Source organism: Cupriavidus nantongensis, from assembly GCF_041726985.1.
Classification (GTDB): domain Bacteria; phylum Pseudomonadota; class Gammaproteobacteria; order Burkholderiales; family Burkholderiaceae; genus Cupriavidus; species Cupriavidus nantongensis_A.
This window is the reverse complement of record NZ_CP168303.1, coordinates 841,072-865,025: the sequence shown is the minus strand read 5'-3', so window position 1 is coordinate 865,025 and position 23,954 is coordinate 841,072. Positions and strand designations below refer to the sequence as shown.

Here is a 23,954-nt window from a genome sequence, read left to right as displayed (position 1 = left end):
CCCGGGGATTTTTCATGCCTGCGCAAAACCGCTTTCAGTGCGGCAGCAGGATGGTCGAGCCGGTGGTCTTGCGCGCTTCCAGGTCGCGGTGCGCCTGCGCCACTTCGGACAGCGCGTAGCGCTGGCGGATGTCGACCTTGACCTTGCCGGTGGTGACGGCGTCGAACAGGTCGGCCACCATCGGCTCGAGCAGTTCGCGGTGCACCACGTAGGTCATCAGCGTCGGCCGCGTCAGCCGCAGCGAGCCCTTGTTGCCCAGCACCGACAGGTCGAACGGCGGCACCGGGCCCGAGGCGTTGCCGAAGCTGACCATGGTGCCGCGCGGCGCCAGGCAGTCGAGCGAGCCGCGGAAGGTATCGGCGCCGATCGAGTCATAGACCGCCGGCACACCCTTGCCGTTGGTGATCTCCCTGACCCGCTCGACGAACGACTCGCGCGTATAGACGATGGTGTGGGCACAGCCGTTGGCGCGCGCCAGTTCGGCCTTCTCGTCGCTGCCGACGGTGCCGATCACGGTCACGCCCAGCGCCTTCAGCCACTGGCACGCGATCAGGCCGACGCCGCCCGCGGCGGCGTGCAGCAGTACGGTGTCGCCCGGCTGCACCTTGTAGCTGTCGCGGATCAGGTACTGCGCCGTCAGCCCCTGCAGCATCATCGCCGCGGCGGTGTCGAACGGGATCGCGTCGGGCAACCGCACCACGATGTCGGCCGGCATCACGCGCACCTGCGCATAGGCGCCGGTGGGACGGCCGGCATAGGCGACGCGGTCGCCCACGGCCACGTGGCGCACGCCCTCGCCCACCGCCTCGACCACGCCGGCGCCTTCCATGCCGAGCCCGCCCGGCAGCGGCTGCTTGTACAGGCCGGTGCGGAAATAGACATCGATATAGTTCAGGCCCACGGCCTCGTGGCGCACGCGCACTTCGCCGGGGCCGGGGTCGCCCACCTGCACGTCGACCCACTGCATGACTTCGGGACCGCCGGTCTGCTCGATCCGGATGGCTTTGCTCATCTGCGTCGCTCCTTGTTTTGGTGAGGCATCGATCGGGAATGCGGGGAACTTCAGCTGGCCTGCGCCGCGCCGTTCTCGCGCGCAAGCCCGGCCAGCAGCAACTCGGCGCTGGCCACGTTGGTCGCGCATGGCACGTTGTGCACGTCGCAGGCGCGCACCAGCGCGTTGATATCGGGTTCGTGCGGCTGCGGCGTCATCGGGTCGCGCAGGAACACCACCGCGCTGACGCGGCCTTCGGCCAGCTGCGCGCCGATCTGCAGGTCGCCGCCCCACGGGCCCGACAGCATGCGCGTGACGTCGAGCCCGACTTCGTCGATCAGGCGCCCGCCGGTGGTGCCGGTGGCAAGCAGTTCGCACTGCGACAGGAAGGCGCGATGGCGCGCGGCGAAGGCGACTATGTCGTCCTTCTTGTGGTCATGGGCGATCAGCGCGATACGGGGCCGGGTCATCAGGGCTTCCTTGTGGCGGAGTACGGTAAACGTCGGAAAAAACTGCAGCTCAGAACGTGCCCGGGAAGGCGCCGCCGTCGAGCAGGATGTTCTGGCCGGTGATGTAGCCGGCATGGCGGCTGCACAGGAAGGCGCAGGTGGCACCGAACTCGGCCGGCTCGCCGAAGCGGCGCGACGGATTGGCCGCGGCGCGGCGCTGCGCCACTTCCTCGACGCTCAGGCCGGCCTTTTTCGCGCCGCCTTCCATGGTCTTGAACAGGCGGTCGGTATTGAACGGGCCCGGCAGCAGGTTGTTGATGGTGACGCCGTGCTGCGCCACTTCGCGTGCGACGCCGGCAACGAAGCCGGTCAGGCCGGAGCGCGCGCCGTTGGACAGGCCCAGCACATCGATCGGCGCCTTGACCGCGCCGCTGGTGATATTGATGATGCGGCCCCACTTGCGCGCGATCATGCCGTCGACGGTGGCCTTGATCAGCTCGATCGGGGTCAGCATGTTGGCGTCGAGCGCGGCCAGCCAGTCGCTGCGCTCCCAGTCGCGGAAATTGCCGGGCGGCGGGCCGCCGGCGTTGTTGACCAGGATGTCGAGATCGCCCAGCTTGGCCACCGCGTCGAGCGCGGCCTTGCGGCCTTCGGGCGTGGTGATGTCGGTCGCTACCGCGATCACGCGGCGGCCATGGCGCGCGCGCAGGTCGGCCGCGGCCTTTTCCAGCGCCTCGGCGCCGCGCGCCACGATCACCACATCGACGCCCTCGGCCGCCAGCGCATCGGCGCAGGCGAAGCCCAGGCCCTTGCTGGCGCCGCATACCAGCGCATGCTTGCCGCGCAGTCCCAGATCCATACGTTTCTCCCTTGTCTGTTGTCCGTGACGGACCCGCGCCGGGCGGGCCCGCAAATCAGTTTTTCCTTGCCGACAGCAAATACATGCCGCCCAGCACCAGCGCGCTGCCGGCCAGCTGCACGCCGCTGACAGGCTCGCCGAGCAGCCAGAAGGCCAGCAGCAGCGTCGACACCGGACCGATCATGCCGGCCTGCGACGCCATCGGCGCGCCGATGCGCGACACCGCGACCATGGTCAGCGACACCGGCAGCACGGTGCAGAACACCGCGTTGACCAGCGACAGCCACATCACCGGCGCCGGCTGCGCCAGTTCCGCCAGCGGGCGGCCCAGCACCAGGTACTGGATCACGCAGCAGGCGGTCGACACGCACATGGCATACGCTACCAGCCGTAGCGAGCCGATGCGCCGCACCAGCTCGCCGCTCAGGATCAGGTAGACACCGTAGGTGATGGCGCTGCCCAGCACCAGCGCGCCGCCCAGCCACACCTGGCTGCCGCTGACATCGAGGTCATGCGCGAACACCAGCACGATGCCCGCATAGGCCAGCAGCAGCGACAGCCACTGGTGCCTGCCGATCGGCCGGCGCAACAGCAGCGCGGTGGCCAGCAGCACGAACGACGGCGTCAGGAACAGGATCAGCCGCTCCAGCCCGGCGGTGATGTACTGCAGGCCGATGAAGTCCAGGAAGCTGGACAGGTAGTAGCCGATAAAGCCAAGAAACACCACCCGGCCTCGGTCCGCCCACGACAGCGGCGCCAGCCGGCGCGACTGCCACCAGCCGATCGCCATGAACAGCGGCACCGCGAACAGCATGCGCAGCGTGATCACCATCACGGCATCGACGTTGTAGCGGTACATCAGCTTGGCGACAATCGCCTTGGCGGAGAACAGCACCGCGCCCACGGCGGCGATGACAAGGCCCGAGCGCTGCGGCGAAGGCAGCGCGGCGGGCATGGCGAGAGACTTGTGGGAGGCGGGCACGAAGAATACGGGGAAAGCGAGGGACAGCGGACGGGCACGGCGGCCCCGCAAACGACCCGACGATTGTATTCGAAAAGGCGCGAGGGCATCGGACGCCGCCCCGGCCGCGCGCGCCACCTGTTTTGCGGCCTTCCTCGGTATACTCTGGGTCACCTCCAGCCACCGCACCCTTTTCGTGCCCCAGCCCGCCGACACGCCTTCCGGCAAGCCCGCCGCCGACTATGACTTCACCGAGCAGGTGGGCCACCTGCTGCGGCGTGCCTACCAGCGCCATGTGGCGATCTTCCAGCAGACCATCCCCGATTCGCAGCTGACCGCGGCGCAGTTCGTGGTGCTGTGCGCGGTGCGCGACCGGCAGCCGTGTTCGATGAACGAGGTGGTGCGCGCCACCGCGATCGACCAGGCCACGGTGCGCGGCATCATCGACCGGCTCAAGTCGCGCAAGCTGATCGCGGTCTCGCACGATCCCAACGACCGGCGCAAGGTGGTGGTGACGGTCACGCCCGCCGGGCTGGCCCTGATCGAGGAGACCGTGCCGTTCGCCAAGGAGATCTCGGAGCAGACCTTCGGCAATTTGAATCCGGCCGAGCGCGTGGCGGTGACTTACCTGCTGCGCAAGATGAGCGAGATTGATGAGGGGAATGGCGGCTAGCGCCGTCGAGGGGTTTTCTCCCCTCTCCCGCTTGCGGGATGTATGGACCGGGGACATAGGTGACAGGTGTGCGAGGACATGGTTGACACTCCCGGGCAGATATCTGCCCGGGAGAACGAACCATGCCGTGGAGCGCCCGAGACACCATGAGCCTTCGCCTGGAGTTCATTGCCCTGGCGTCCCAGCCGGGATGCAACCGTCGGGAGCTGTGCCGACGGTTCTCGATCAGTCCGCAAACCGCTTATAAGTGGCTGGCCCGGCATCGGCAGGAAGGCGCCGCGGGCTTGGCCGACCGGCCCCGGCGGCCGCACCACAGCCCCGAGCGCACCGCTGATTTCCTGGAGGAACTGGTGCTGATGCTGCGCCGCGAACACCCGACCTGGGGTGGGCGCAAGATCAGCCGCAGGCTGTCCGACCTGGGCCACGCCGAGGTGCCTGCGCCCAGCACGGTGACCTCGATCCTGCATCGGCATGGTCTGATCGATCCGCAGGCCAGCGCCCAGGCCACCCCCTGGCGACGGTTCGAGCACGACGAACCCAACGAGCTGCTGCAGATGGACTTCAAGGGTCAGGTGCCCAATGAGCACGGCGTCTGCTTTCCGCTCACGCTGATCGACGACCATTCCCGCTTCAACCTGTGCCTGGCAGCCTGCGCGGACCAGCGCCGCCAGACGGTGCAGCAGCAGCTGATCGAGGCCTTCCGCCGCTACGGCCTGCCCCGGCGCATCACCATGGATAACGGCCCTCCATGGGGAGGCGGCGACGAAGAGGGACTGGGCTACACCAGGCTGACGGTCTGGTTAATGCAACTGGGCATCCGGGTCAGCCACTCACGGCCCTATCACCCACAAACACAGGGCAAGGACGAGCGGTTCCACCGCACCCTGAAGGCCGAAGTCCTGCAGCACCGCCGTTTCGTAGACAACACCGAGGCGCAGCAGGTCTTCGATCGATATCGGTACGTGTACAACCACGAGCGGCCCCATCAGGCCCTGGACATGCAGGTGCCGGCCCAACGCTATCGCGTGAGCAACGTGGCCTACCCGGAGGCGCTGCCGGAGGTGCAGTACCAGAGCGGCGACCGTGTCTACAAGGTCGACAGCAGCGCACGGATCATGGTTGGCAACCGGCGCATCAAGATCGGCAAGGCGTTCATCGGCCAGTGGATCGCGCTACGCCCGACCCGGCGCGACGGCGTGTTAACCATATGGTTCAGCCGCTTTGAAATCGGCGAAATTAGTCTGCACGCCGCAGCGGCGTGCAGGCCACAAGCATCACCTAGGGACGTAACCCCCTGACGTCTACAATGTGTCCACCATGTCCTCGCACATGCGTCCACCATGTCCCCGGTCTATACAGCGGGAGAGGGGCCGGGGGAGAGGGCAGGCGCTTGCGTACCGCGGCGGCCGTACTTCGTCGACGCTCCCGCCTTCACCCCAACCCTCTCCCGCAAGCGGGAGAGGGAGTACACAGTCGGCGCTTGCTTACGCCTTCGATGCCATCGCCGCCAGCACCGTCTCAGGCACGAATGGCGGCCGGCGCAGCCGCACCCCCAGCGCATCGAACAGCGCATTGGCAAGCGCCGGCGCGCCCGGCAGCGAGGCCGATTCGCCCGCACCCAGCGGCGGCTCTGACTGGCGCGGCATCAGCACCACGTCGATCGACGGGATTTCCGGGAAGGTCAGCAGCGGATAGCTGCCCCATTCGCGGCTGGCGACGCCGTCGGCATCGAAGCGGACCTGCTCCTTCAGCACGCGGCTGAGGGTCTGCACCACGTTGCCGTGGATCTGGTGACGCACGCCGTCCGGGTTGACGACCATGCCGGTGTCCTGCCCCACCACCACCTTGTCGATGGCGATGCGGCCCGTGCCCGCGTCCACGGACAGGTCCACCACCCACGCGGCCCAGGCCGCGCCGAAGCCAGGGAAGCGGCTGTGAATATAGCGCGCATATGCCACGCCCCGTCCGCGCAGCCGGCCGTCGGCATCCGGCACGCCGCGCGCTCCGGCCGCGCCGCGCTGCCAGCCGGCCGCGTCGGCGACGGCGCGCAACAAATCCGCGGCGCGCTGGTCCGGCAAGTGGCGCAGGCGGAATTCCACCGGATCGGCGCCCGCTTGCGCCGCCAGCTCGTCGATCACGCACTCGTGCGCGAAGGCATTGGGCAGCGCCGACACGCCGCGCAGCCACGACGCGCGCACGATCGCCGGCGTGTCGTCGCAGCCGATGCGGCGCGCGGCATAGGCGTAGGGCGGCACCGCGGTGCGGTCGCCCATCTCGAGCGTGCGCGGGGCATTGGACACGGCGCCGGTCAGCACCAGCGCCAATGTGGGCGCATCGTTGGACGGATAGCGGCTGGTGAAGTCGTAGCCCAGCAGCGCGCCGTCGGCGCCGAGCGTGGCGCTGACATCCATCAGCTGGGCCGCGCCCTTGGGCTCCCACAAATGCTCCTGCTCGCGCGACAGCTGCACGCGCACCGGCCGCCCGACCGCGCGCGACAGCAGCGCCGCGTCGGCGCAGACGTCGTCGGCGCAATTGCGGCCGTAGCAGCCGGCCGCCTCCATGCGCACGATCTCGATGCGGTCCTCGCCCAGCCCGCACAGCCGGGACAGGTCGATGCGCAGCATGTGCGGGTTCTGCGTGCCGGACCATACCGTCAGGCCCTCTTCGTGCCAGTCGGCCACGGCGCAGGACGGGCCGATGGAGCCGTGCATCTGGTACGGCCACACGTAGCGCCGCTGCAGTACCGTGCCGGCGCCGTCGGCGGGCAGCTCGCCCTCTGTCAGCAGCTCGCGCCGCGTGGCGGGGTTGGCGCGCAGTGCCGGCTCCGGATCGTCCAGCGCGGGCAACGGCGGCACCGGCTTCCATTGCACGCGCAGGCGGCGCGCGGCCTGCACCGCATATTCCTCTCGCTCGGCCACCACGCCGACGAAGTCGCCCTGCACCACCACCTCGACCAGGCCAGGCACGTCGCGCACCGAATCGCGATCGATGGCCAGCAGGCTATTGCCGACGAAGGCGCCGCTGTCGCGCCCCGCATACGGCGGGCGCACCACGCGGCCGTGCAGCATGCCGGGCACGCGCACGTCGTGGACGAAAGTCAGTGCGCCGCGCGCCTTGTCAGGGATATCGACGCGCGCCGCCGCGCGGCCGACGATGCGGTAGGACCCGACCGGCTTGACCGGCACGTCTTCGGCCAGCGGCAGCTCAACGTGTTCGCCGGCCACCAGCGCGGCGTAACGGATGCTGGCCTGCGTGCCGCGCACGCGGAATACGCCGTTCTCCGCTTCCAGCGCGGAGGCGTCGACGCCGAGCTGGAGCGCGGCCCGCGCCTGCAGCCACGCGCGCGCCTGCGCAGCGGCGCGGCGCAGCGGCAATGCCGAGATCTGGATCGAGGCGCTGGCGATGGTCGGGCCCTGGTTGGGCGTGGCCTCGGTATGGCCCAGCACCATGCGCACGTGCTCGAGCGGCACATCGAGTTCTTCGGCAACGATCTGCGCCAGCGCGGTGCGGATGCCGGTGCCGAGGTCGACGTGGCCGTTGAAGGCCAGCACCTCGCCGCTGTCTCGCACGGCGATAAACAGGTCCGGCAGCGCGGGCACATAGTCCGACGCCGCGCCGGGCTGGCCCGGCGCCGGGCGCGCGGCGGCCTGCGGGGCGCGCGTGACCAGCAGCACGCCGGTGGCCTGCAGCAGCGCCAGCCGCAGCGCGCGCGGCGTGGCGGCGTCGGCCTGTGCCGGGGGTTGCAGCTGGGTTGCCGTCATCGCTTCATTCTCTCCTTCATCGGCCGCTGCGCGGGGCCGCCGCGCATGTCAACGTTATACTGCCAGCCAACAGGCACACCGCAAAAACACCCACCATGACCACCAAGACTGCGGCCGCGTCCACCACCCGTCGGGCGGCAGCCGGCACCCGGGCCCGGCAGGCGCAGGACAGCCGCGAGCGCATCCTGAAGGCGGCTATCAAGGTCTTCGCCCAGCGCGGCTACGACGGCGGCCGCATCGAGCGCATCTCGTCGCTGGCCAAGACCTACGACCGGATGATCTACTACTACTTCGGCAGCAAGGAGAAGCTGTTCGTCGAAGTGCTGGAGACCATCTACCTGCAGCTCAACCAGGCCGAGCAGCAGCTGGAGCATGAGCTCGACGCCGCCGACCCGGTGCGCGCGCTGTCGCAGCTGATCGACTTCGTCTGGCAGTACTACCTGGACCATCCCGAGTTCGTCGCCATCCTGACCAGCGAGAACATGAGCCAGGGCAGGCACGCGAAGAAGTCGGTGCGGCTGCGCGAGATCTCCAGCTACGCGCTGTCGGTGCTCGACGGCATCCTCGCGCGCGGCAAGGCCGCCGGACTGTTCCGCGCCGACGCCGGCGCGCGCGACGTGTATATGGTGATCGCTTCGCTCGGCTACTTCTATAACTCCAACCATCATACGCTCAGCGCCTTCCTGGGCGAGCCCATGATGAGCCCGCCGGCGCTGGCGCACTGGCGCGATGTGATCCAGCAGACCGTGCTGCGCACGGTGGCCGTGCCCGGCGCCGTGCCGGAGGCGCATGTGCCACCCGCCGCCACGCCGCGCAAGGCGGCACGCGCCAGGCGCGCGGCGGCGGGCTAAGACCGGCACGGGCGCCATCGGCCAGGCTCAGGCGGCGGCGCGCACGCCCGCCACCTGCGCCAGCGCCTCATCCCGCGTCAGCACCGTGGCGTACTTCTGCGCCATGTCGAACAGGTTGGCATCATGCGGTCCCAGCGCGCGGTCGCCCACGCAATCCGACACCACCAGCGGGCGGAAGCCCAGCGACATCGCGTCGACCACGCTGGCGCGCACGCAGCCGCTGGTAACGCAGCCGGCGACCAGCAGCGTCTGCACGCCGCGCTGCGTCAGCCATGCCGCCAGCGAAGTGCCGAAGAACGCCGACGGCACCGTCTTGCGCACCACCAGCTCGCCCGCCGCGGGCGCCAGCTCGGGCACGATCTGGCTGTTGTGGCCGTCTTCCTTCAGCGTCAGCATGCCCGGCACCTTCAGCGTGAAGATGTTGTGGTCGCTGTCGTCGTCGGCGAACACGATGCGGCTGTGCGCCACTGGCCAGCCCTGTTCGCGCGCGGCGCGCAGCAGCGGCTGGGTGTTGCGGATGGCCTCGGGAATATTGCCGCCGCCGAACACCGCCGGATCGGCAAAGCCGTTGACGAAGTCGATGATCAGCAGCCCGTACGGTGCCTTCAGTGGAATCGACGCGCCGAAGCCCTGGCGCTGGTAAGTCTGCACTGCGTCATCCATGGCGCGAGTCCTTGTCTGCCTTGTAGAGCGAGGCGGCCGGAGCATGGTGTCCGTCCATCACCTTGCCGCGCACCACCACCGGCTCGCCGTCGAGGCTGACGGTGCAGTGGCGCACGGGGATATCGATATGGCAGGCGGTGGTGCGGCTGCCGCCGGCTTCGTTGTTGGGGCCGAACGAGCACAGGAAGTTGCCCTCGTAGGCGCGCGCATCCATGCCGATGGTGGCCTCGCGGTCGTACATCGCCAGCGCCGACCAGCTCGCGCGCGGCTGCAGGCCCCAGCCGATATGCGACATGGCATACGCTTCCGGGTCGTTGAACGAGGCCATGTAGTCGGCCAGCAGCTCGGCATCGACGCCGCCTTCGATGCGGCGCACGTAGCCGGCCTCGACCGTGATGCGGATCGGCGCCTGCAGATAGGACTTCATCGGCAGCAGGATGTCGCCGCGGTCCAGCACGATGGTGCCGTCGGTGCCGCCCTCGTCGGGCCAGGCCAGCACGAAGCCGCTCGGCCAGTGGTCCCAGCGCCCGGGCTCGTCGACAAAGCCATACTCGCTGATCGCGGGGAATTCGCCCAGGCGGCAGCGCAGGTCCATGCCCGCGTCGGACACGATATGCATCTCGCGCGCCTTGCCCAGCCGCTGCGTGGCGGCCTTGACGCGGGCGCGGTCGGCCTCGGTCGGCACCAGCCGCGCCAGCACCTCTGGCGGCTCGACCGCCAGCAGGATCTTGGTGCCGCCGGACAGGATCTCGTGCTGCTCGGGCGAGAACAGCAGCGTCATCAGGTCCAGCACCAGGTCGCTCGCCTTCAGCGCGGCGATCGCCGCCGGATTCCCGGTCAGCGGCGTGGTGCCCAGGTAGGCCAGCGCATCGCGGCTCAGTGCCTTCTCGCCGTTGACCGGCGGCAGGTCGAGCCGGTTGACGATGGCGCCCATCGACGCCGCCGCCACCATGGCCGTGCGCAGCGTTTGCGGATGCGTGGCCGCGCCGGTCAGCACGGTGACGGTCTGTCCCGGCTGCAGCTTCGACAGCGTCAGCACCTGCTTCCACGCTGCCGTCAGGTCGTAATCGCTTACGGGCATGTTCGCTCCCTTCAGTTGAGCGGCGCGCCGAGGAAATCGCCGAAGGCGCGGTAGAAGCCGGCCTCGTCGTCCCACGGAATCATGTGGCCGGCATTGGCGACGTGCGCGACCAGCAAGGCCGGCAGCAGCGTGCGCATCTCCTGCACGTCTTCGGCGCGAATCACGTCGCCGCGGCCGGCGGTCATCAGCAGCGCCGGCACGGCGACGTGCGGCAGGTCGGCGTGGATATCGTCCTGATGAAATCCGTTGAAGCTGGCCAGGATCGCGCGCTCGTCGCAGGTATGCAGCCATTGCGCGCGCAGGCGCAGCTGGTCTTCGGTCCAGGTGGGGCAGAAGGCGCGCATGCCTTCGGCGTCGATGCCCTGCTGCGCCAGACGGATCGAATCGATGTACCACGGCAGTTGCGACGGGTAGGCGCGGCGCCCCGGGCCCGACACCGGCGGATCGACCAGCACCAGCCGCGTCAGGCCCGCGGGCTTGCCGCGCGCAGCGCGGATGCCGATACGCGCGCCCATCGAATGGCCGACCACGGCATAGCGCTGCAGTCCCAGCGCCGCGGCCAGGGCCACCACGTCGGCGGCCTGCGCATCGAGGCTGTAGTCCAGCTCGGGGCCGGACTGCGACAGTCCGCGGCCGCGCACGTCGAGCACATAGGTATCGAACTGCTGCCCGAAGCGCTCGCCGACAAAGCCCCAGGTCACCGCGGGGCTGGTGATGCCCGGCACGATGATCACGGCATCGCGCTGCGCGCGCGCGCCCGCCTGTCCACCATAGCGCAGGTAGTGCTGGCGGATGCCGTTGGCGTGGACGTGGGCGCCGTAGAGAAAGGTGCTGTCTGCCATGTCCCGCCCCTTCAGTACGCGCCCGACAGCAGCGCGCCGGCGCCCGGCACCACCGGCTCCAGCCCCAGGCGCTTGAGCAGCGCATACGTGGTGGCGACGGCGGCGGTCACGACCGGCTTGCCGGTCATGGCCTCGACCTTCGCAATCGCAGGCAGCGACGGCATCTGCACGCAGGCCGACAGCACGATCACGTCGGCATCGGCGGTGTTCATCTGCGCGACGATCTCCGGCAGCCTGGCCGGGTCATGGCGGCCGACGTCGAGGTTGTCGGGGATCTCCAGCGCGCGGTAGTCGACCACCTCATAGCCTTCGTTGCGGATGTAGTCGACCACCAGCTCGGTCAGCGGCTTCATGTACGGCGCCACCACCGCGATGCGCTTCGCGCCCATCACCTTGAGCGCATCGACCAGCGCGCCGGCGCTGGTGATCACCGGCGCGTCGCCGCCGTTCTCGGCGGTATGCGCCTGCAGGCGCTGCTCGGAGACGCGGTGGTAGCCGTGGCCCATCGCCATGATCGCCACCAGGCAGGCGTAGCCGAGCACGTCGACGCGGGCGTCGCTCAGTTCCACCGCGCAGCGGTCGGATTCCGCATCCATCGCGGCCAGTTCTTCCTTGACCACTTTCTTCATCCGCATCCGGCTCGAATGGAAGGTGAAGCGTTCCGGGCGCACCAGCTGGCGCGCGGCCAGCATCGCCGGGATTTCGGTTTCCATGGTGGTGTTGGAGCTCGGCACGATCTGGCCGATTCGGAAAACTTTCTGCACTGTCGACTCCGTCATCTGTTTGTCTGCCCTTGGTTGCGCTTTGGTCGCGCTCCCGGTCGGTCTGCCTGCAGCGGCCCAGGGGCCTGCATGCTGCGAACGATTGTAGTGTACACACTTTATATAGGCAAACAGATTCTGCACCGGCAGCGATTCACTCGTTCAGTGCACACTGAATCCATGAATCCCTGCTTTTGCGCACGATTTCGCCATTGCAGCGCATCATTGCAAATTCATCACATCATCATCAGGGTTTTCCATAGGTTCCCGGCATTTCACCTTTACCTCGATATTTTGAGTGTGTACACTCGTTTTCAACGGTCGGCCGCATGGCCGCCCCAGCCCCCATCGACCTTGTGTCATTGCCAGGAGAAATAACGTGCAAGGCAAACCGCGAATCGCAGTTGTCGGCGCCGGACTCGGAGGGACGGCCGCGGCCGCCCTGCTGCAGCGAGCCGGCTTCCAAGTCAGGCTGTATGAGCAGGCACCGGCGTTCTCGCGCCTGGGCGCGGGCATCCATGTCGGGCCCAACGTGATGAAGATCATGCGGCGCATCGGCATCGAGGACGCGCTCAACGACATGGGCTGCCACCCTGACTACTGGTACAGCCGCGACGGCCTCACCGGCGAGGTGATCGCGCAGATCCCGCTGGGCGACTACGCGGTGCGTCACTACGGCGCCAGCTACCTGACCGTGCATCGCGGCGACTTCCACAAGCTGCTGACCGACGCCGTCGCCCCGGGCACGCTGTTCTTCAACAAGAAGCTGGAAAGCGTCACCGACCAGGGCGATGTGGTGCAGCTGCGCTTCACCGACGGCACGGTCGAAGAGGCCGACATCGTGATCGGCGCCGACGGCGTCAACTCACGCATCCGCGAGACCCTGCTGGGCGCCGAGCCGCCCAAGTACACCGGCTACGTCGCGCACCGCGCAGTGTTCCCGATCTCCCGCGTCAAGGGCTTCACGCACGAGCGCTGCACCAAGTGGTGGACCGATGACCGCCACATGATGGTCTACTTCGACACCAGCAAGCTCGACGAGATCTACTACGTCACCGGCGTGCCCGAGCCTGAATGGGACATGAGCAAGAGCTGGGTGCCGAGCAGCATCGAAGAGATGCGCGCCGCCTTCGACGGCTGGCACGAAGGCGTGCAATCGCTGATCGAAGGCACGGTCGAAGTGACCAAGTGGCCGCTGCTGGAGCGGGACCCGCTGCCGCTGTGGAGCCGGGGCCGCCTGGTGCTGCTGGGCGATGCCTGCCACCCGATGAAGCCCCACATGGCGCAGGGCGCTGCGATGGCGATCGAGGATGCTGCCATGCTGACGCGCTGCTTCACCGAAGCCGGCACCGACGACTACGCCGCCGCCTTCGCGCTGTACGAGGCCAACCGGGCCGAGCGCGCCGGCAAGGTCCAGCTCGTTTCGCACAACAACACCTGGCTGCGCAGCAACGAGAACCCGGACTGGTGTTTCGGCTACGATGTGTTCAACGTGCCGCTAGTGTCGGCCGGGAGCAAGCCGCTGTCCGAAGCCGCCTGATCGCCTGACCGCCCTGCCCGCCGCCGCCCTTCGCCAGAATGGGGCGCGGCGCTGCGATGCGTGATGTTCAAACCGCCCCCAGCCCCCGATGAACACGCCCCGCCCCCTGACCCTGCAGGTCAACCACGCCGAGCACACGCTCGAGGTGGCGCCTGACACGCCGCTGCTCTACATCCTGCGCAACGACCTGTGCTGCAACGGGCCCAAGTACGGTTGCGGCCTGGGCCAGTGCGGCGCCTGCACGGTGCTGGTGGACGGCCTGCCGGCGCGTTCGTGCGTGCTGCCCATCAAGGCCGTGGTGGGCCACGCGGTGACCACGCTCGAAGGCCTGGGCACGGCACAGCATCCCGACCCCGTGCAGCAGGCCTTTATCGAAGAACAGGCCGCGCAATGCGGCTACTGCCTGAACGGCATGATCATGACCGCCAAGGCGCTGCTGGCGCAGAATCCCGATCCCGACGAAGCCCAGATCCGCGAAGCCTTGCGCTTCAACCTGTGCCGTTGTGGCACGCATGTGGAAATCGTGCGCGCGGTCAGGCGGGCCGCGGTGCTGCAGCGGCAGGCCACGCAAGGGGCGGCGTCGTGAGCGCCGGCATCGTGCAAGCGACCACGCCGGCCACGGCACTGGCCGCCGGCGTGCCGCCGGGCGCCGCCGATTGCCTGGTGGCCCATGTACTGACACCGCCGGGCCTGCGCTGGGTCGACGGCGAGCCGCTCGCGGCGCGCCTGCTGCATGCCGAGCGCGACGCCGCGCTGGCGCTGCCGGGCATCCGCTCGGTGGTGATCCGCAACAACTTCGCCGGCGTGGCCGCGGTCTCGGCCGGCCAGGCCGCCGACGCGGCGCGTGCACTGCGGGCGCGCTGGTCTGGTCCGCCGCGCGCCGACGCCACCCCTGCGGCGCGCCACACACTGGCGCAACGCGGCGATCCCGCGGATGCGCTCGAACACGCCCGCGCATCCCACACGCAGCATTACCAATGGCCACTGGCAGGCACCCGCGACGATGCCTGCTGCACCGTTGTCGCCGACTGGCGCGACGGCACGCTGACCGTATGGCTGCCAGCCACGCGCCCCGGCGCGCTGCGCGCCGAACTCGCAGCGCTGCTGGGCATCGCGCCAACCCAGGTGCAGCTGGTCTGCTGGCAAGCGCCTGACGACCGCGCCGACCCCGCGCTGCTGGCGCCGCACGCTGCCGCCGACGCGGCGCTGCTGGCGCACGCCAGCGGCCAACCGGTGGTGCGCCGGCTGTGCGCTGCCGAGGTGGGACTGGCCGATGCCGCGCTCGCCATCCGCGTCGATAGCGCGCGCACCGGCGCCAACGTCGACGCCTACGCAGCCACGCTGTCCGGCGCCACGGCCCCCGCTTCACCGCTGGCGCTGTGGCTGACGCATACGCGGGCGCCGGTGACGGACAGCCTCGATGCGGGCCATGGCGGCGACGCTGCGCTGCCGCCGTATCGCATCCCGCATGTCGAACTCGCCGTGTCCGGCGACCCGGTGGCATTCGCCGCCGCGCCGCTGACGGCAGCGCGCGCGCAGGTGTTCGCGCGCGAATCCCATCTGGACGAGCTTGCCGCCGCAAGCGACGCCGACCCGGTGGCGCTGCGCCTTGCGCACCTGGACGACGCGCGCGGCACAGCGCTGGTGCGGCAGGTGGCCGAGCGCGCCGGCTGGGACCTGGACGCCAATGCCGCCGCGCCACGCGCCAGCTCTGCCGCGGGCAATGTGCGGCGCGGCCGCGGCTTTGCCTACGCCCACACCATCGACCATGACGCCGGCCAGAGCTGGTCGGCGTGGGTCGCGGAAGTCGAGGTCGACGGCACCACCGGCGAGCTGGCGGTCACGCGCGTCACGGTCGGCCACGACAGCGAATCGTTGCCGCCACCGCAAGCCGCCGCGACGATGCGCTCGATGCCGCGCTCGATCGAGCGGGACGTCGCAGCCACCGCGCTGCAGCTGACCGCCGCCACGCCTGGATTCGACACCTGGCCGGCCAACGCGCGTGTTGCCGGCGAAACCTTGCCTGCCGTGCCGGCCCAGGCCCTGCCGGAAGTGCGGCTGGCCGGCACGCTGGCCACGCACGATGCGCTGGCTGCCAGCCCCACGGACTCGATGCCGGCGGCCGCCGCCGTCGCCAATGCTATCTACGATGCGACCGGCGTGCGCCTGCGCAAGCCGCCGTTCAGCGCCGAACGCATCCGCCTGGCACTGGCCGAGGCCAGCCCCGGCAACAGAAGCAAGAAGCGCGGCTGGATCGCGGCGGCCGCCGCCGCCGCGGCCGGCGTGTGCGCCACGCTGTTGCCGTGGCGCGCGCCGATCGCGCCGGTGGCGCCGCCCGAGGCCGGCTTCTATTCCGCTGCCACGCTCGAACGCGGCCGGCTGGTGGCCGCCGCCGGCGACTGCGCGGTCTGCCATACCGCGCCCGGCGGCGCGAAGAACGCCGGCGGCCTGCCGCTGGAAACGCCCTTCGGCACGGTCTACAGCACCAACATCACGCCGGATGCGAAGACCGGCATCGGCAACTGGTCGTTCGCCGCATTCGAGCGCGCCATGCGCGAAGGCATCCACCGCGACGGCCGGCGCCTGTATCCGGCGTTCCCGTACACCGCCTTCGCCAAGATCAGCGATGGCGACATGCAGGCGCTGTACGGCTACCTGATGTCGGCCGAGCCGGTGACCTCCGCGGTGCCGCCGACGCAGCTCGCCTTCCCGTTCAACCTGCGCCCCCTGCTGGCAGGCTGGAACCTGCTGTTCCATCGCAACGAACGCTTTACGCCAGACCCGTCGCGCTCGGCGCAATGGAATCGCGGCGCATACCTGGCCGAGGGGCTGGGCCACTGCAGCGCCTGCCATTCGCCGCGCAACGCGCTCGGCGCCGAGCAAGGCGGGCGCCGCTACCTGACCGGCGGCAGCGCCGAAGGCTGGGAAGCGCCGGCGCTGACCGCACTGTCGCAGGCGCCGGTGCCATGGACCGAGGCCGCGCTGTTCACCTACCTGCGCGGCGGCTATGCGCCGCACCATGGTGCCGCGGCGGGACCAATGGCGCCCGTGGTGGAAGAGCTTGCGCAACTGCCCGAGGACGATGTGCGCGCGATCGCGCATTACGTCGCCTCGTTCGGCGCGCCCGCACCGGCACCGTCGGTGCTGGCCGCGCAGGCGGCGCAGGTCGAACAACGCAGCCAGCAGGCCGCGCGCACCCTGGGCGGTCCCGCCGAACGCCTGTACCAGAGCGCCTGCGCGGTCTGCCACCAGTCGGACCAGGGCATCGCGCAGTTTGGCGTCAAGCCATCGCTGGCGCTCAATACCAACCTGCACAGCAAGCTGCCGGACAACGTGATCCAGGTGCTGCTGCGCGGCATGCCGGCACCGCCCAACAGTGAACTGGGAGCGATGCCGGCCTATGCCGACACGCTCGACGACCAGCAGATCGCGCAACTGGCGCAGTACCTGCGCGCGCGCTTTGCGCCCGACAAACCCGCATGGCAGGACCTGGAGAACACCGTCGCACGGCTGCGCGCGGCGCCTGCCCACTGAACCACCGGAGCCCCGTGCACCACGCTGGCGGGCCCTGCGCAGCGGCGCCGGGAGCGCGGGCGTGACCGAGCCTGCGCCAGCCGGCCTGCGCGCGGGAAAACCCCGAGGAGAGAAACGCAATTCGGCCTTGCCCGCCAGTTTCATGTAGCTTACGCTGAACGATCATGTAGTGCGCACTACATGAGTGCCAGCGGGCACGCAGCGGTGCCTCCCCGCACAAGGACGGCGCGCCGCAAGCGGCGGACAAGAACATAAAACCATAAGAGTGGCCCTTTACATCACCGGACGCGCTGGCGCGGGCCTTGCATGGCTCCGCCGGACCAACCGGGACACCGGGCCTGACCAGACCAAGGGTAGACAACCAGGAGTGACTATGTCGTATCAGTATCAGGAAGCTGTTGCAGGCGTGCTACCGGGTTAGTTCTAGCCTCGCCAAGTGGAAGCCATCGTCCCAGACGCATTTCGCAGCAGCTGGCATCACGTGCCAGCCAGCTTCGCCCCGCGCGTGCTTCCGAGTTCCAGAACCAGCCTATAACGAGACAGGTAGACAAACATGTCGTCATCCATTTCATCCATGGCCACCACGACCATCCCGGACGCCACGCTAGGCTCGGCCCCGCAGCCCAGCGCGCGCGCAGCGTCGTCGCAACCCATCACGATCGAGCAAGGCATCCGCGCCGCCGGTGTTGGCCGCTTCCAGTACCGGCTGTTCGTCATCTTTGGCCTGGTGTGGCTTGCCGACGCGATGCAGGTGCTGTCGATCGGCTTCACCGCGCCGTCGATCGCGGCGACCTTCGGCATCCCGGTGCCGACGGCGCTGCAGACCGGCACCATGTTCTTCGTCGGCATGCTGATCGGCGCGTTCGTGTTCGGCCGGCTGGCCGACCGCATCGGCCGCCGCCCGGTGCTGATGATGGCGGTGGTCATCGATGCCATCTGCGGCGTCGCCTCGGCCTTCGCGCCGGACTTCCAGTGGCTGCTGCTGCTGCGCTTCCTGACCGGCATCGGCGTCGGCGGCACCCTGCCGGTCGACTACACCATGATGGCCGAGTTCCTGCCGTCGGACCGGCGCGGCCGCTGGCTGGTGCTGCTGGAGTCGTTCTGGGCGGTCGGCACCATCCTGCTGGCGATCCTGGCGCTGATCGCGGTGTCGCGCGGCAATGATGCGTGGCGGCTGATCTTCCTGGTCACCGGCATCCCGGCGCTGGTCGGCGTGGTGTTCCGCTTCTTCGTGCCCGAGTCGCCGCTCTATCTGAATAAATCGGGGCGCTCGGACGAGGCCCGCGCGGTGCTGCAGCGGGTGGCCGCGGCCAACCGCGTGCCGGTGGAGATCGGCGCGCTGCAGCCGCAGAAGATGGAGCGCAAATCGGTGTTCGCGCTGTTCGCGGCCGGCTGCCGGCGCCGCACCATCTGCCTGCTGGCGGCGTGGATGCTGATCTCGATCGCCTATTACGGGGTCTTCGTCTACCTGCCGGTGAAGCTGGCGGGCCAGGGCTTCGGCTTCATGCGCGGCCAGGTGTTCCTGATCGTGCTGGCGCTGGTGCAGCTGCCGGGCTTCGCGCTGGCCGCGCATGGGGTCGAGCGCTGGGGCCGCAAGCCGACCCTGATCGGCTTCCTGCTGCTGAGCGCGGCGGGCTGCATGCTGTACAGCCTGGGCCAGTCCCCGGCGCTCGTGATCGGCTCGACCCTGCTGATGAGCTTCTCGCTGCTCGGCACCTGGGGCGCGCTGTACGCCTTCACGCCCGAGGTGTACCCGACCGACCTGCGCGCCAGCGGCATGGGCACCGCGGGCGCGATGGCGCGTTTCGGTGGCCTGTTCGCGCCGTCGATCATCGCGCCGATCATGGCCAGCCAGTTCACGCTGGCGCTGGCGCTGCTGTCCACGTTCCTGGCCGTGGCGGCGCTGGCCATCTTCCTGGTCGATATCGAGTCGAAGGACCGCGCGCTCGACTAGGCCGGCGGCGCCACGGGGCAACCGCGGGGGCGCTGCCGGGCGCGGCGGCCCGCTTCCATTACAATCCGGCTGCAACGGCGCGGCGCGCGAGCCCCAACCGGCCTCGCGCGCCCGCTTCACTCGCCATCCCGCCGAGCCCTCGCCGCCAGCCATGAAACAAGACCCGCGCTTTCCCAACCTCTTCATCCTCGACCACCCGCTGATCCAGCACAAGCTCTCGCACATGCGCGACAAGGAAACGTCGACGCGCACGTTTCGCGAACTGCTGCGCGAGATCACGCTGCTGATGGGCTACGAGATCACCCGCAACCTGCCGCTGACCACGCGCCGCATCGAGACCCCGCTGGTGGAGCTGGACGCGCCGGTGATCGCCGGCAAGAAGCTGACCATCGTGCCGGTGCTGCGCGCGGGCGTGGGCATGAGCGACGGCCTGGTCGAGCTGATCCCGTCGGCGCGCATCGGCCATATCGGCGTGTACCGCGACGAGCAGCACCGCCCGGTGGAATACCTGGTGCGCCTGCCGGCCCTGGAGGACCGCAGCTTCATCCTGTGCGATCCGATGGTCGCCACCGGGTATTCCGCCGCGCACGCGGTGGAGGTGCTCAAGCGCCGCGGCGTCAAGGACGAGGCCATCACCTTCGTCGCGCTGGTCGCCGCGCCCGAGGGCGTGGAAGTGTTCCAGAAGGCGCATCCCGGGGTGAAGCTGTTCGTCGCCTCGCTCGACAGCCACCTGGATGCCGATGCCTATATCGTGCCCGGGCTGGGCGATGCGGGCGACCGGCTGTTCGGCACCAAGAACTGACGGCACGGACTCGGGCTGGCCGGCGCTTGACCGGCCTCAATAGCCCGCCTGGAGCGGCTCCCTACACTGGCGGCAAGCGCCGGCGCAACCACGCCGCCCGCCACTATCCACACCAAGGGAGCCACGCATGGAAGCCTTCAAGATCCTGTTCAGTACCAGCACCGGGCTGATGAGCCTGGGCGTGATCGTCTTCATCATCGGCATGGGCTGGTTCTTCGCCCGCATGTTCGCGCGCAAGATGCGCGAGGATGGTGAAGCGGCGAAAACCAGAGATGCGGCGCAGCGGCGTTGACGGTCAAAGAACCGGCGCCCTGCCCCCTCTCCCGCAAGCGGGCGAGGGGAGCAATCCGGCAGGACTCTCTTACTTCTTCTTCCCCAGCAAACTCCCCAGCACCCCACGAATCAGCTCGCGCCCGACCTGCGATCCCACCGTGCGCGCGGCCGACTTCGCCATCGATTCCAGGATCGAATCGCCGCGGCCGCTCTTGCCGGTGCCTTTGGTCAGCGTGCCGAAGATATCGCCGGCGGTGCCGAGCCAGCCGCTGTCCTGCTCGCCCGCCTGCTGCCCGCCGGGCGCGCCGCCCGCGCCCTTGCCGCCATTGGCTACCGTCGGCACGCTGCCGCGCAGCTTTTCATAGGCGGATTCGCGGTCGACGGTCTTCTCATAAGTGCCGGCCACCAGCGAGTTGGCAATCAGTTGCTTGCGTTCGTCGTCCGTCGCCGGGCCAATGCGGCTGCCGGGCGCCAGCACCCAGGCGCGCTCCGTCACGCACGGCGTGCCCTTGGCGTCGAGGAACGACACCAGCGCCTCGCCCACGCCCAGTTCGCCGATGGCGGTTTCCAGGTCCAGCTTCGGGTTGGCGCGCATGGTGGTGGCCGCCACCTTGACCGCCTTCTGGTCGCGCGGGGTGAAGGCGCGCAGCGCGTGCTGCACGCGGTTGCCCAACTGCCCCAGCACCGTGTCCGGGATATCGACCGGGTTCTGCGTGACGAAGTACACGCCCACGCCCTTGGAGCGCACCAGGCGCACCACCTGCTCGATCTTGTCGAGCAGCGCCTTGGGCGCGTCGTTGAACAGCAGGTGAGCCTCGTCGAAGAAGAACACCAGCTTGGGCTTGTCCAGGTCGCCGGCCTCGGGCAGCTTCTCGAACAGTTCGGACAGCATCCACAGCAGGAAGGTCGCGTACAGCCGCGGCGAGTTCATCAGCTTGTCGGCGGCCAGGATATTGACCACGCCCTGGCCCTTGTCGGTCTGGATGAAGTCTTCCAGGTTCAGCATGGGCTCGCCAAAGAAGACGTCGCCGCCCTGCGACTCCAGCGCGATCAGCCCGCGCTGGATCGCGCCCACCGAGGCGGCCGAGATATTGCCGTATTCCGTGGTGAACTGGCTGGCGTTGTCGCCGACGTACTGAAGCATCGCGCGCAGGTCCTTGGCGTCGAGCAGCAGCAGGCCGTTGGCGTCGGCAATGCGGAACACCAGGTTCAGCACGCCCTGCTGCGTATCGTTCAGCTCCAGCATGCGCGACAGCAGCAGCGGCCCCATGTGCGAGACCGTGGCGCGCACCGGGTGGCCCTTCTCGCCGAACACATCCCACAGCGTGGTGGGGCAGCCGCCCCAGACCGGCTCGGGCAGGTTCAGGTCGGCAAGCCGCTGCTTGAGCTTGTCCGACGGCTGGCCGGGCTGCGAAATGCCGGTCAGGTCACCTTTGACATCGGCCATGAACACCGGCACGCCCAGGCGCGAGAACCCCTGCGCCAGCGTCTGCAGCGTGACGGTCTTGCCAGTGCCGGTGGCGCCGGTGATCAGCCCGTGCCGGTTGCCCATCTGCGGCAGCAGCACCAGTTCATGTTCGGCATTCTTGGCGATGAGGATGGGGTCGGCCATGATGTTTCTGGATTCCGTGAGGGTCGGTTAGGACTCGAGTGAGTCCGGGCGGCGCAGGCAGGCCCGCGTGATAAAATCCTGGGCTGATTATAGCCAGCCGCCAGGCATATCCGTCACCTGGCGCGCGCCGCCCGCCCGCCTTGCCGATGCAGCCGCGGCGCGCCTGGCGACCCCGCACAACATCACCGCAGATCACCGCATTCCGCTTCGGAGAGAATCATGGCCGGTCACTCGAAATGGGCCAATATCAAACACAAGAAAGCCGCCGCCGACGCCAAGCGCGGCAAGATCTGGACCCGCCTGATCAAGGAAATCACCGTGGCCGCCAAGCTCGGCGGCGGTGATCCAGACTCCAACCCGCGCCTGCGCCTGTCCATGGACAAGGCCATGGACGCCAACATGCCCAAGGACAACATCCAGCGCGCGATCCAGCGCGGCGTGGGTGGCCTGGAAGGCGTGAACTACGAGGAAATCCGGTACGAAGGCTACGGCCTGAGCGGCGCCGCGATCATCGTCGACTGCCTCACCGACAACCGCACCCGCACCGTGGCCGAAGTGCGCCACGCGTTCTCCAAGCACGGCGGCAACATGGGCACCGAAGGTTCGGTGGCGTTCATGTTCACTCACTGCGGCCAGTTCCTGTTCGCCCCCGGCACGCCGGAAGACAAGCTGATGGAAGCCGCGCTGGAAGCCGGCGCCGACGACATCGTGACCAACGACGACGGCTCGATCGAAGTCACCTGCCCGCCCAACGATTTTTCCGCGGTCAAGGCCGCGCTGGAAGGCGCCGGCTTCAAGGCGGAAGTTGCCGACGTGGTGATGAAGCCGCAGAACGAGGTCAGCTTCAGCGGCGACGACGCCGCCAGGATGCAGAAACTGCTCGACGCCCTGGAAAACCTGGACGACGTGCAGGAAGTCTTCACCAACGCGGTGATCGAAGACTAAAACGGTAACAAGCTCCCCAACGGCGGCAGCCCGGCTTTCAAGACCCAGCTGCCGCCTTTTTGCATGCGTTTCTTTTCTGGCAGTGGATCATGAAAGTATTGGTTGTCGGCTCGGGTGGACGTGAACACGCGCTGGCCTGGAAATTGGCCCAGTCGCCCAAAGTGCAGGTGGTGTACGTCGCGCCCGGCAACGGCGGAACCGCGCTCGACAAGCGCCTGCAGAATGTTCCGCTGACCGATCCCGAGGTCATCGCGGCGTTTGCCGAGCGCGAGGGCGTGGCCTTCACCGTGGTCGGCCCCGAGGCCCCGCTGGCCGCCGGCATCGTCGACATCTTCCGCGCCAAGGGGCTGCGCATCTTCGGGCCGACCCAGGCCGCGGCGCAGCTGGAATCGTCCAAGGATTTCGCCAAGGCGTTCATGCAGCGCCACGGTATTCCCACCGCCGCCTACCAGACTTTCGCCGACGCCGCCCAGGCGCATGCCTACATCGACGCGCAAGGCGCGCCGATCGTGATCAAGGCCGACGGCCTGGCCGCGGGCAAGGGCGTGGTGGTGGCAATGACGCTCGAGGAAGCGCACCAGGCCGTCGACATGATGCTCGACGGCAACAAGCTGGGCGACGCCGGCGCGCGCGTGGTGATCGAAGAGTTCCTGGAGGGCGAGGAAGCCAGCTTCATCGTGCTGGTCGACGGCAAGAACGTACTGGCGCTGGCCACCAGCCAGGACCACAAGCGCCTGCTCGACGCCGACGCCGGCCCCAACACCGGCGGCATGGGCGCGTATTCGCCGGCGCCGGTGGTCACGCCCGCGCTGCACGCGCGCGCGCTGCGCGAGATCATCCTGCCGACGGTGCGCGGCATGGAAAAGGATGGAATCCCGTACACCGGCTTCCTCTACGCCGGCCTGATGATCGACCAGGATGGCAACCCGAAGACGCTGGAATTCAATTGCCGCATGGGCGATCCGGAAACCCAGCCGATCCTGGCGCGCCTGAAGACCGACCTGGTCGATGTGATGGAAGCCGCCGTCTCCGGCAAGCTCGACAGCATCGAGCTGGACTGGGACCGCCGCACCGCGCTGGGCGTGGTGATGGCCGCCCACGGCTATCCGGACGCTCCGCGCAAGGGCGATGCCATCACCGGCATCCCTGCCGAAACTGACGACAGCGTGACCTTCCACGCCGGCACCACGCTCAAGGACGGCACCCTGCTGACCTCGGGCGGGCGCGTGCTGTGCGTGGTCGGCCTGGCCGACACCGTCAAGGCTGCGCAGCGCGCCGCCTATGCCGCGGTCGAGCAGATCCGCTTCGACGGCATGCAGTACCGCACCGACATCGGCTACCGCGCCATCAAGCGCTGAGCGGTCGCCGGCGGCCTCTGGCGACCGGTTCCACCGACCAACAG

The 23,954-nt window shown here is 68.9% G+C and carries 21 protein-coding genes; 11 read left to right on the top strand and 10 right to left on the bottom strand.

What is annotated here, in order from left to right; genetic code table 11:
- Positions 1 to 34: 34 nt before the first annotated feature.
- The 4 genes from ACEI37_RS15040 to ACEI37_RS15025 are packed head-to-tail and all read right to left on the bottom strand — an operon-like array spanning position 35 to position 3,254.
- A complete protein-coding gene (locus tag ACEI37_RS15040) occupies positions 35 to 1,012 on the bottom strand; it encodes a quinone oxidoreductase (protein ID WP_252674420.1) in 978 nt (325 codons plus the stop codon).
- A gap of 50 nt (positions 1,013 to 1,062) precedes the next feature.
- Positions 1,063 to 1,461, bottom strand: a complete 399-nt coding sequence (locus ACEI37_RS15035; protein ID WP_373379584.1) for a methylglyoxal synthase — start codon at positions 1,459 to 1,461, stop codon at positions 1,063 to 1,065.
- 49 nt (positions 1,462 to 1,510) lie between these two features.
- On the bottom strand, positions 1,511 to 2,299 hold the full coding sequence (locus tag ACEI37_RS15030) for an SDR family oxidoreductase (RefSeq protein ID WP_116382223.1): 789 nt from the start codon (positions 2,297 to 2,299) through the stop codon (positions 1,511 to 1,513).
- A 55-nt stretch (positions 2,300 to 2,354) separates the two neighbouring features.
- Positions 2,355 to 3,254: a DMT family transporter gene (locus tag ACEI37_RS15025; protein ID WP_373379583.1), complete on the bottom strand. Its 900-nt coding sequence runs from the start codon at positions 3,252 to 3,254 to the stop codon at positions 2,355 to 2,357.
- Positions 3,255 to 3,456: 202 nt separating this feature from the next.
- On the opposite strand from ACEI37_RS15025, the gene ACEI37_RS15020 reads away from it, so the two are divergent.
- Entirely contained in the window at positions 3,457 to 3,933 is a 477-nt protein-coding gene (locus ACEI37_RS15020) for a MarR family winged helix-turn-helix transcriptional regulator (protein ID WP_373379582.1), read from the top strand.
- A 122-nt stretch (positions 3,934 to 4,055) separates the two neighbouring features.
- Positions 4,056 to 5,231, top strand: a complete 1,176-nt coding sequence (locus tag ACEI37_RS15015; protein WP_174080471.1) for an IS481 family transposase — start codon at positions 4,056 to 4,058, stop codon at positions 5,229 to 5,231.
- Positions 5,232 to 5,417: 186 nt separating this feature from the next.
- Here ACEI37_RS15015 and ACEI37_RS15010 read toward each other — a convergent pair whose 3' ends face one another.
- A complete protein-coding gene (locus tag ACEI37_RS15010) occupies positions 5,418 to 7,694 on the bottom strand; it encodes a molybdopterin cofactor-binding domain-containing protein (protein WP_373379580.1) in 2,277 nt (758 codons plus the stop codon).
- A gap of 95 nt (positions 7,695 to 7,789) precedes the next feature.
- Between ACEI37_RS15010 and ACEI37_RS15005 the strand changes: the two genes are divergently transcribed.
- Complete coding sequence (locus ACEI37_RS15005) at positions 7,790 to 8,545, top strand: TetR/AcrR family transcriptional regulator (RefSeq protein WP_373379579.1); 756 nt, start codon at positions 7,790 to 7,792, stop codon at positions 8,543 to 8,545.
- 27 nt (positions 8,546 to 8,572) lie between these two features.
- Here the strand turns inward: ACEI37_RS15005 and ACEI37_RS15000 are convergent, their stop codons facing one another.
- From ACEI37_RS15000 to ACEI37_RS14985, 4 genes are read right to left on the bottom strand one after another with little or no spacing between them, the layout of a single operon-like run.
- Positions 8,573 to 9,208, bottom strand: coding sequence for an N-carbamoylsarcosine amidohydrolase (locus ACEI37_RS15000; protein WP_373379577.1), 636 nt, complete (start codon positions 9,206 to 9,208; stop codon positions 8,573 to 8,575).
- Positions 9,201 to 10,289 carry a 2,5-dihydroxypyridine 5,6-dioxygenase gene (locus tag ACEI37_RS14995; RefSeq protein WP_373379575.1) on the bottom strand — a complete coding sequence of 363 codons (1,089 nt, stop codon included), beginning with the start codon at positions 10,287 to 10,289 and terminating at the stop codon, positions 9,201 to 9,203. Before ACEI37_RS14995 ends, ACEI37_RS15000 begins: the two co-directional genes overlap by 8 nt.
- 11 nt (positions 10,290 to 10,300) lie before the next feature.
- Positions 10,301 to 11,131, bottom strand: coding sequence for an alpha/beta fold hydrolase (locus ACEI37_RS14990; RefSeq protein ID WP_373379574.1), 831 nt, complete (start codon positions 11,129 to 11,131; stop codon positions 10,301 to 10,303).
- An 11-nt stretch (positions 11,132 to 11,142) separates the two neighbouring features.
- A complete protein-coding gene (locus tag ACEI37_RS14985) occupies positions 11,143 to 11,895 on the bottom strand; it encodes an Asp/Glu racemase (RefSeq protein WP_062797424.1) in 753 nt (250 codons plus the stop codon).
- 376 nt (positions 11,896 to 12,271) lie between these two features.
- On the opposite strand from ACEI37_RS14985, the gene ACEI37_RS14980 reads away from it, so the two are divergent.
- The 6 genes from ACEI37_RS14980 to ACEI37_RS14955 all read left to right on the top strand — a co-directional run bounded on the left by ACEI37_RS14980 (position 12,272) and on the right by ACEI37_RS14955 (position 20,014).
- The gene (locus tag ACEI37_RS14980) at positions 12,272 to 13,432 is read left to right on the top strand and encodes an FAD-dependent monooxygenase (RefSeq protein ID WP_111518982.1); all 1,161 of its coding nucleotides are present in this window, start codon (positions 12,272 to 12,274) and stop codon (positions 13,430 to 13,432) included.
- An 88-nt stretch (positions 13,433 to 13,520) separates the two neighbouring features.
- Positions 13,521 to 14,018, top strand: coding sequence for a (2Fe-2S)-binding protein (locus ACEI37_RS14975; RefSeq protein WP_373379571.1), 498 nt, complete (start codon positions 13,521 to 13,523; stop codon positions 14,016 to 14,018).
- Positions 14,015 to 16,966 (top strand): c-type cytochrome, encoded by a 2,952-nt coding sequence (locus ACEI37_RS14970; protein WP_373379570.1) that lies wholly within the window; start codon positions 14,015 to 14,017, stop codon positions 16,964 to 16,966. The genes ACEI37_RS14975 and ACEI37_RS14970 overlap by 4 nt, the downstream gene beginning before the upstream one ends.
- 553 nt (positions 16,967 to 17,519) lie before the next feature.
- Positions 17,520 to 18,920 carry an MFS transporter gene (locus ACEI37_RS14965; protein WP_373379569.1) on the top strand — a complete coding sequence of 467 codons (1,401 nt, stop codon included), beginning with the start codon at positions 17,520 to 17,522 and terminating at the stop codon, positions 18,918 to 18,920.
- Between the two features lie 151 nt (positions 18,921 to 19,071).
- A complete protein-coding gene (upp, locus tag ACEI37_RS14960; protein WP_012352165.1) occupies positions 19,072 to 19,722 on the top strand; it encodes a uracil phosphoribosyltransferase in 651 nt (216 codons plus the stop codon).
- Positions 19,723 to 19,849: 127 nt separating this feature from the next.
- Entirely contained in the window at positions 19,850 to 20,014 is a 165-nt protein-coding gene (locus tag ACEI37_RS14955; protein WP_373379567.1) for a DUF3149 domain-containing protein, read from the top strand.
- 69 nt (positions 20,015 to 20,083) lie between these two features.
- Here ACEI37_RS14955 and ACEI37_RS14950 read toward each other — a convergent pair whose 3' ends face one another.
- Positions 20,084 to 21,607: a helicase HerA-like C-terminal domain-containing protein gene (locus tag ACEI37_RS14950; RefSeq protein WP_373379566.1), complete on the bottom strand. Its 1,524-nt coding sequence runs from the start codon at positions 21,605 to 21,607 to the stop codon at positions 20,084 to 20,086.
- Between the two features lie 219 nt (positions 21,608 to 21,826).
- Between ACEI37_RS14950 and ACEI37_RS14945 the strand changes: the two genes are divergently transcribed.
- Entirely contained in the window at positions 21,827 to 22,552 is a 726-nt protein-coding gene (locus ACEI37_RS14945) for a YebC/PmpR family DNA-binding transcriptional regulator (protein ID WP_373379564.1), read from the top strand.
- Between the two features lie 89 nt (positions 22,553 to 22,641).
- Entirely contained in the window at positions 22,642 to 23,910 is a 1,269-nt protein-coding gene (gene purD / locus ACEI37_RS14940) for a phosphoribosylamine--glycine ligase (RefSeq protein WP_026164314.1), read from the top strand.
- The last annotated feature ends 44 nt before the right edge of the window (positions 23,911 to 23,954 follow it).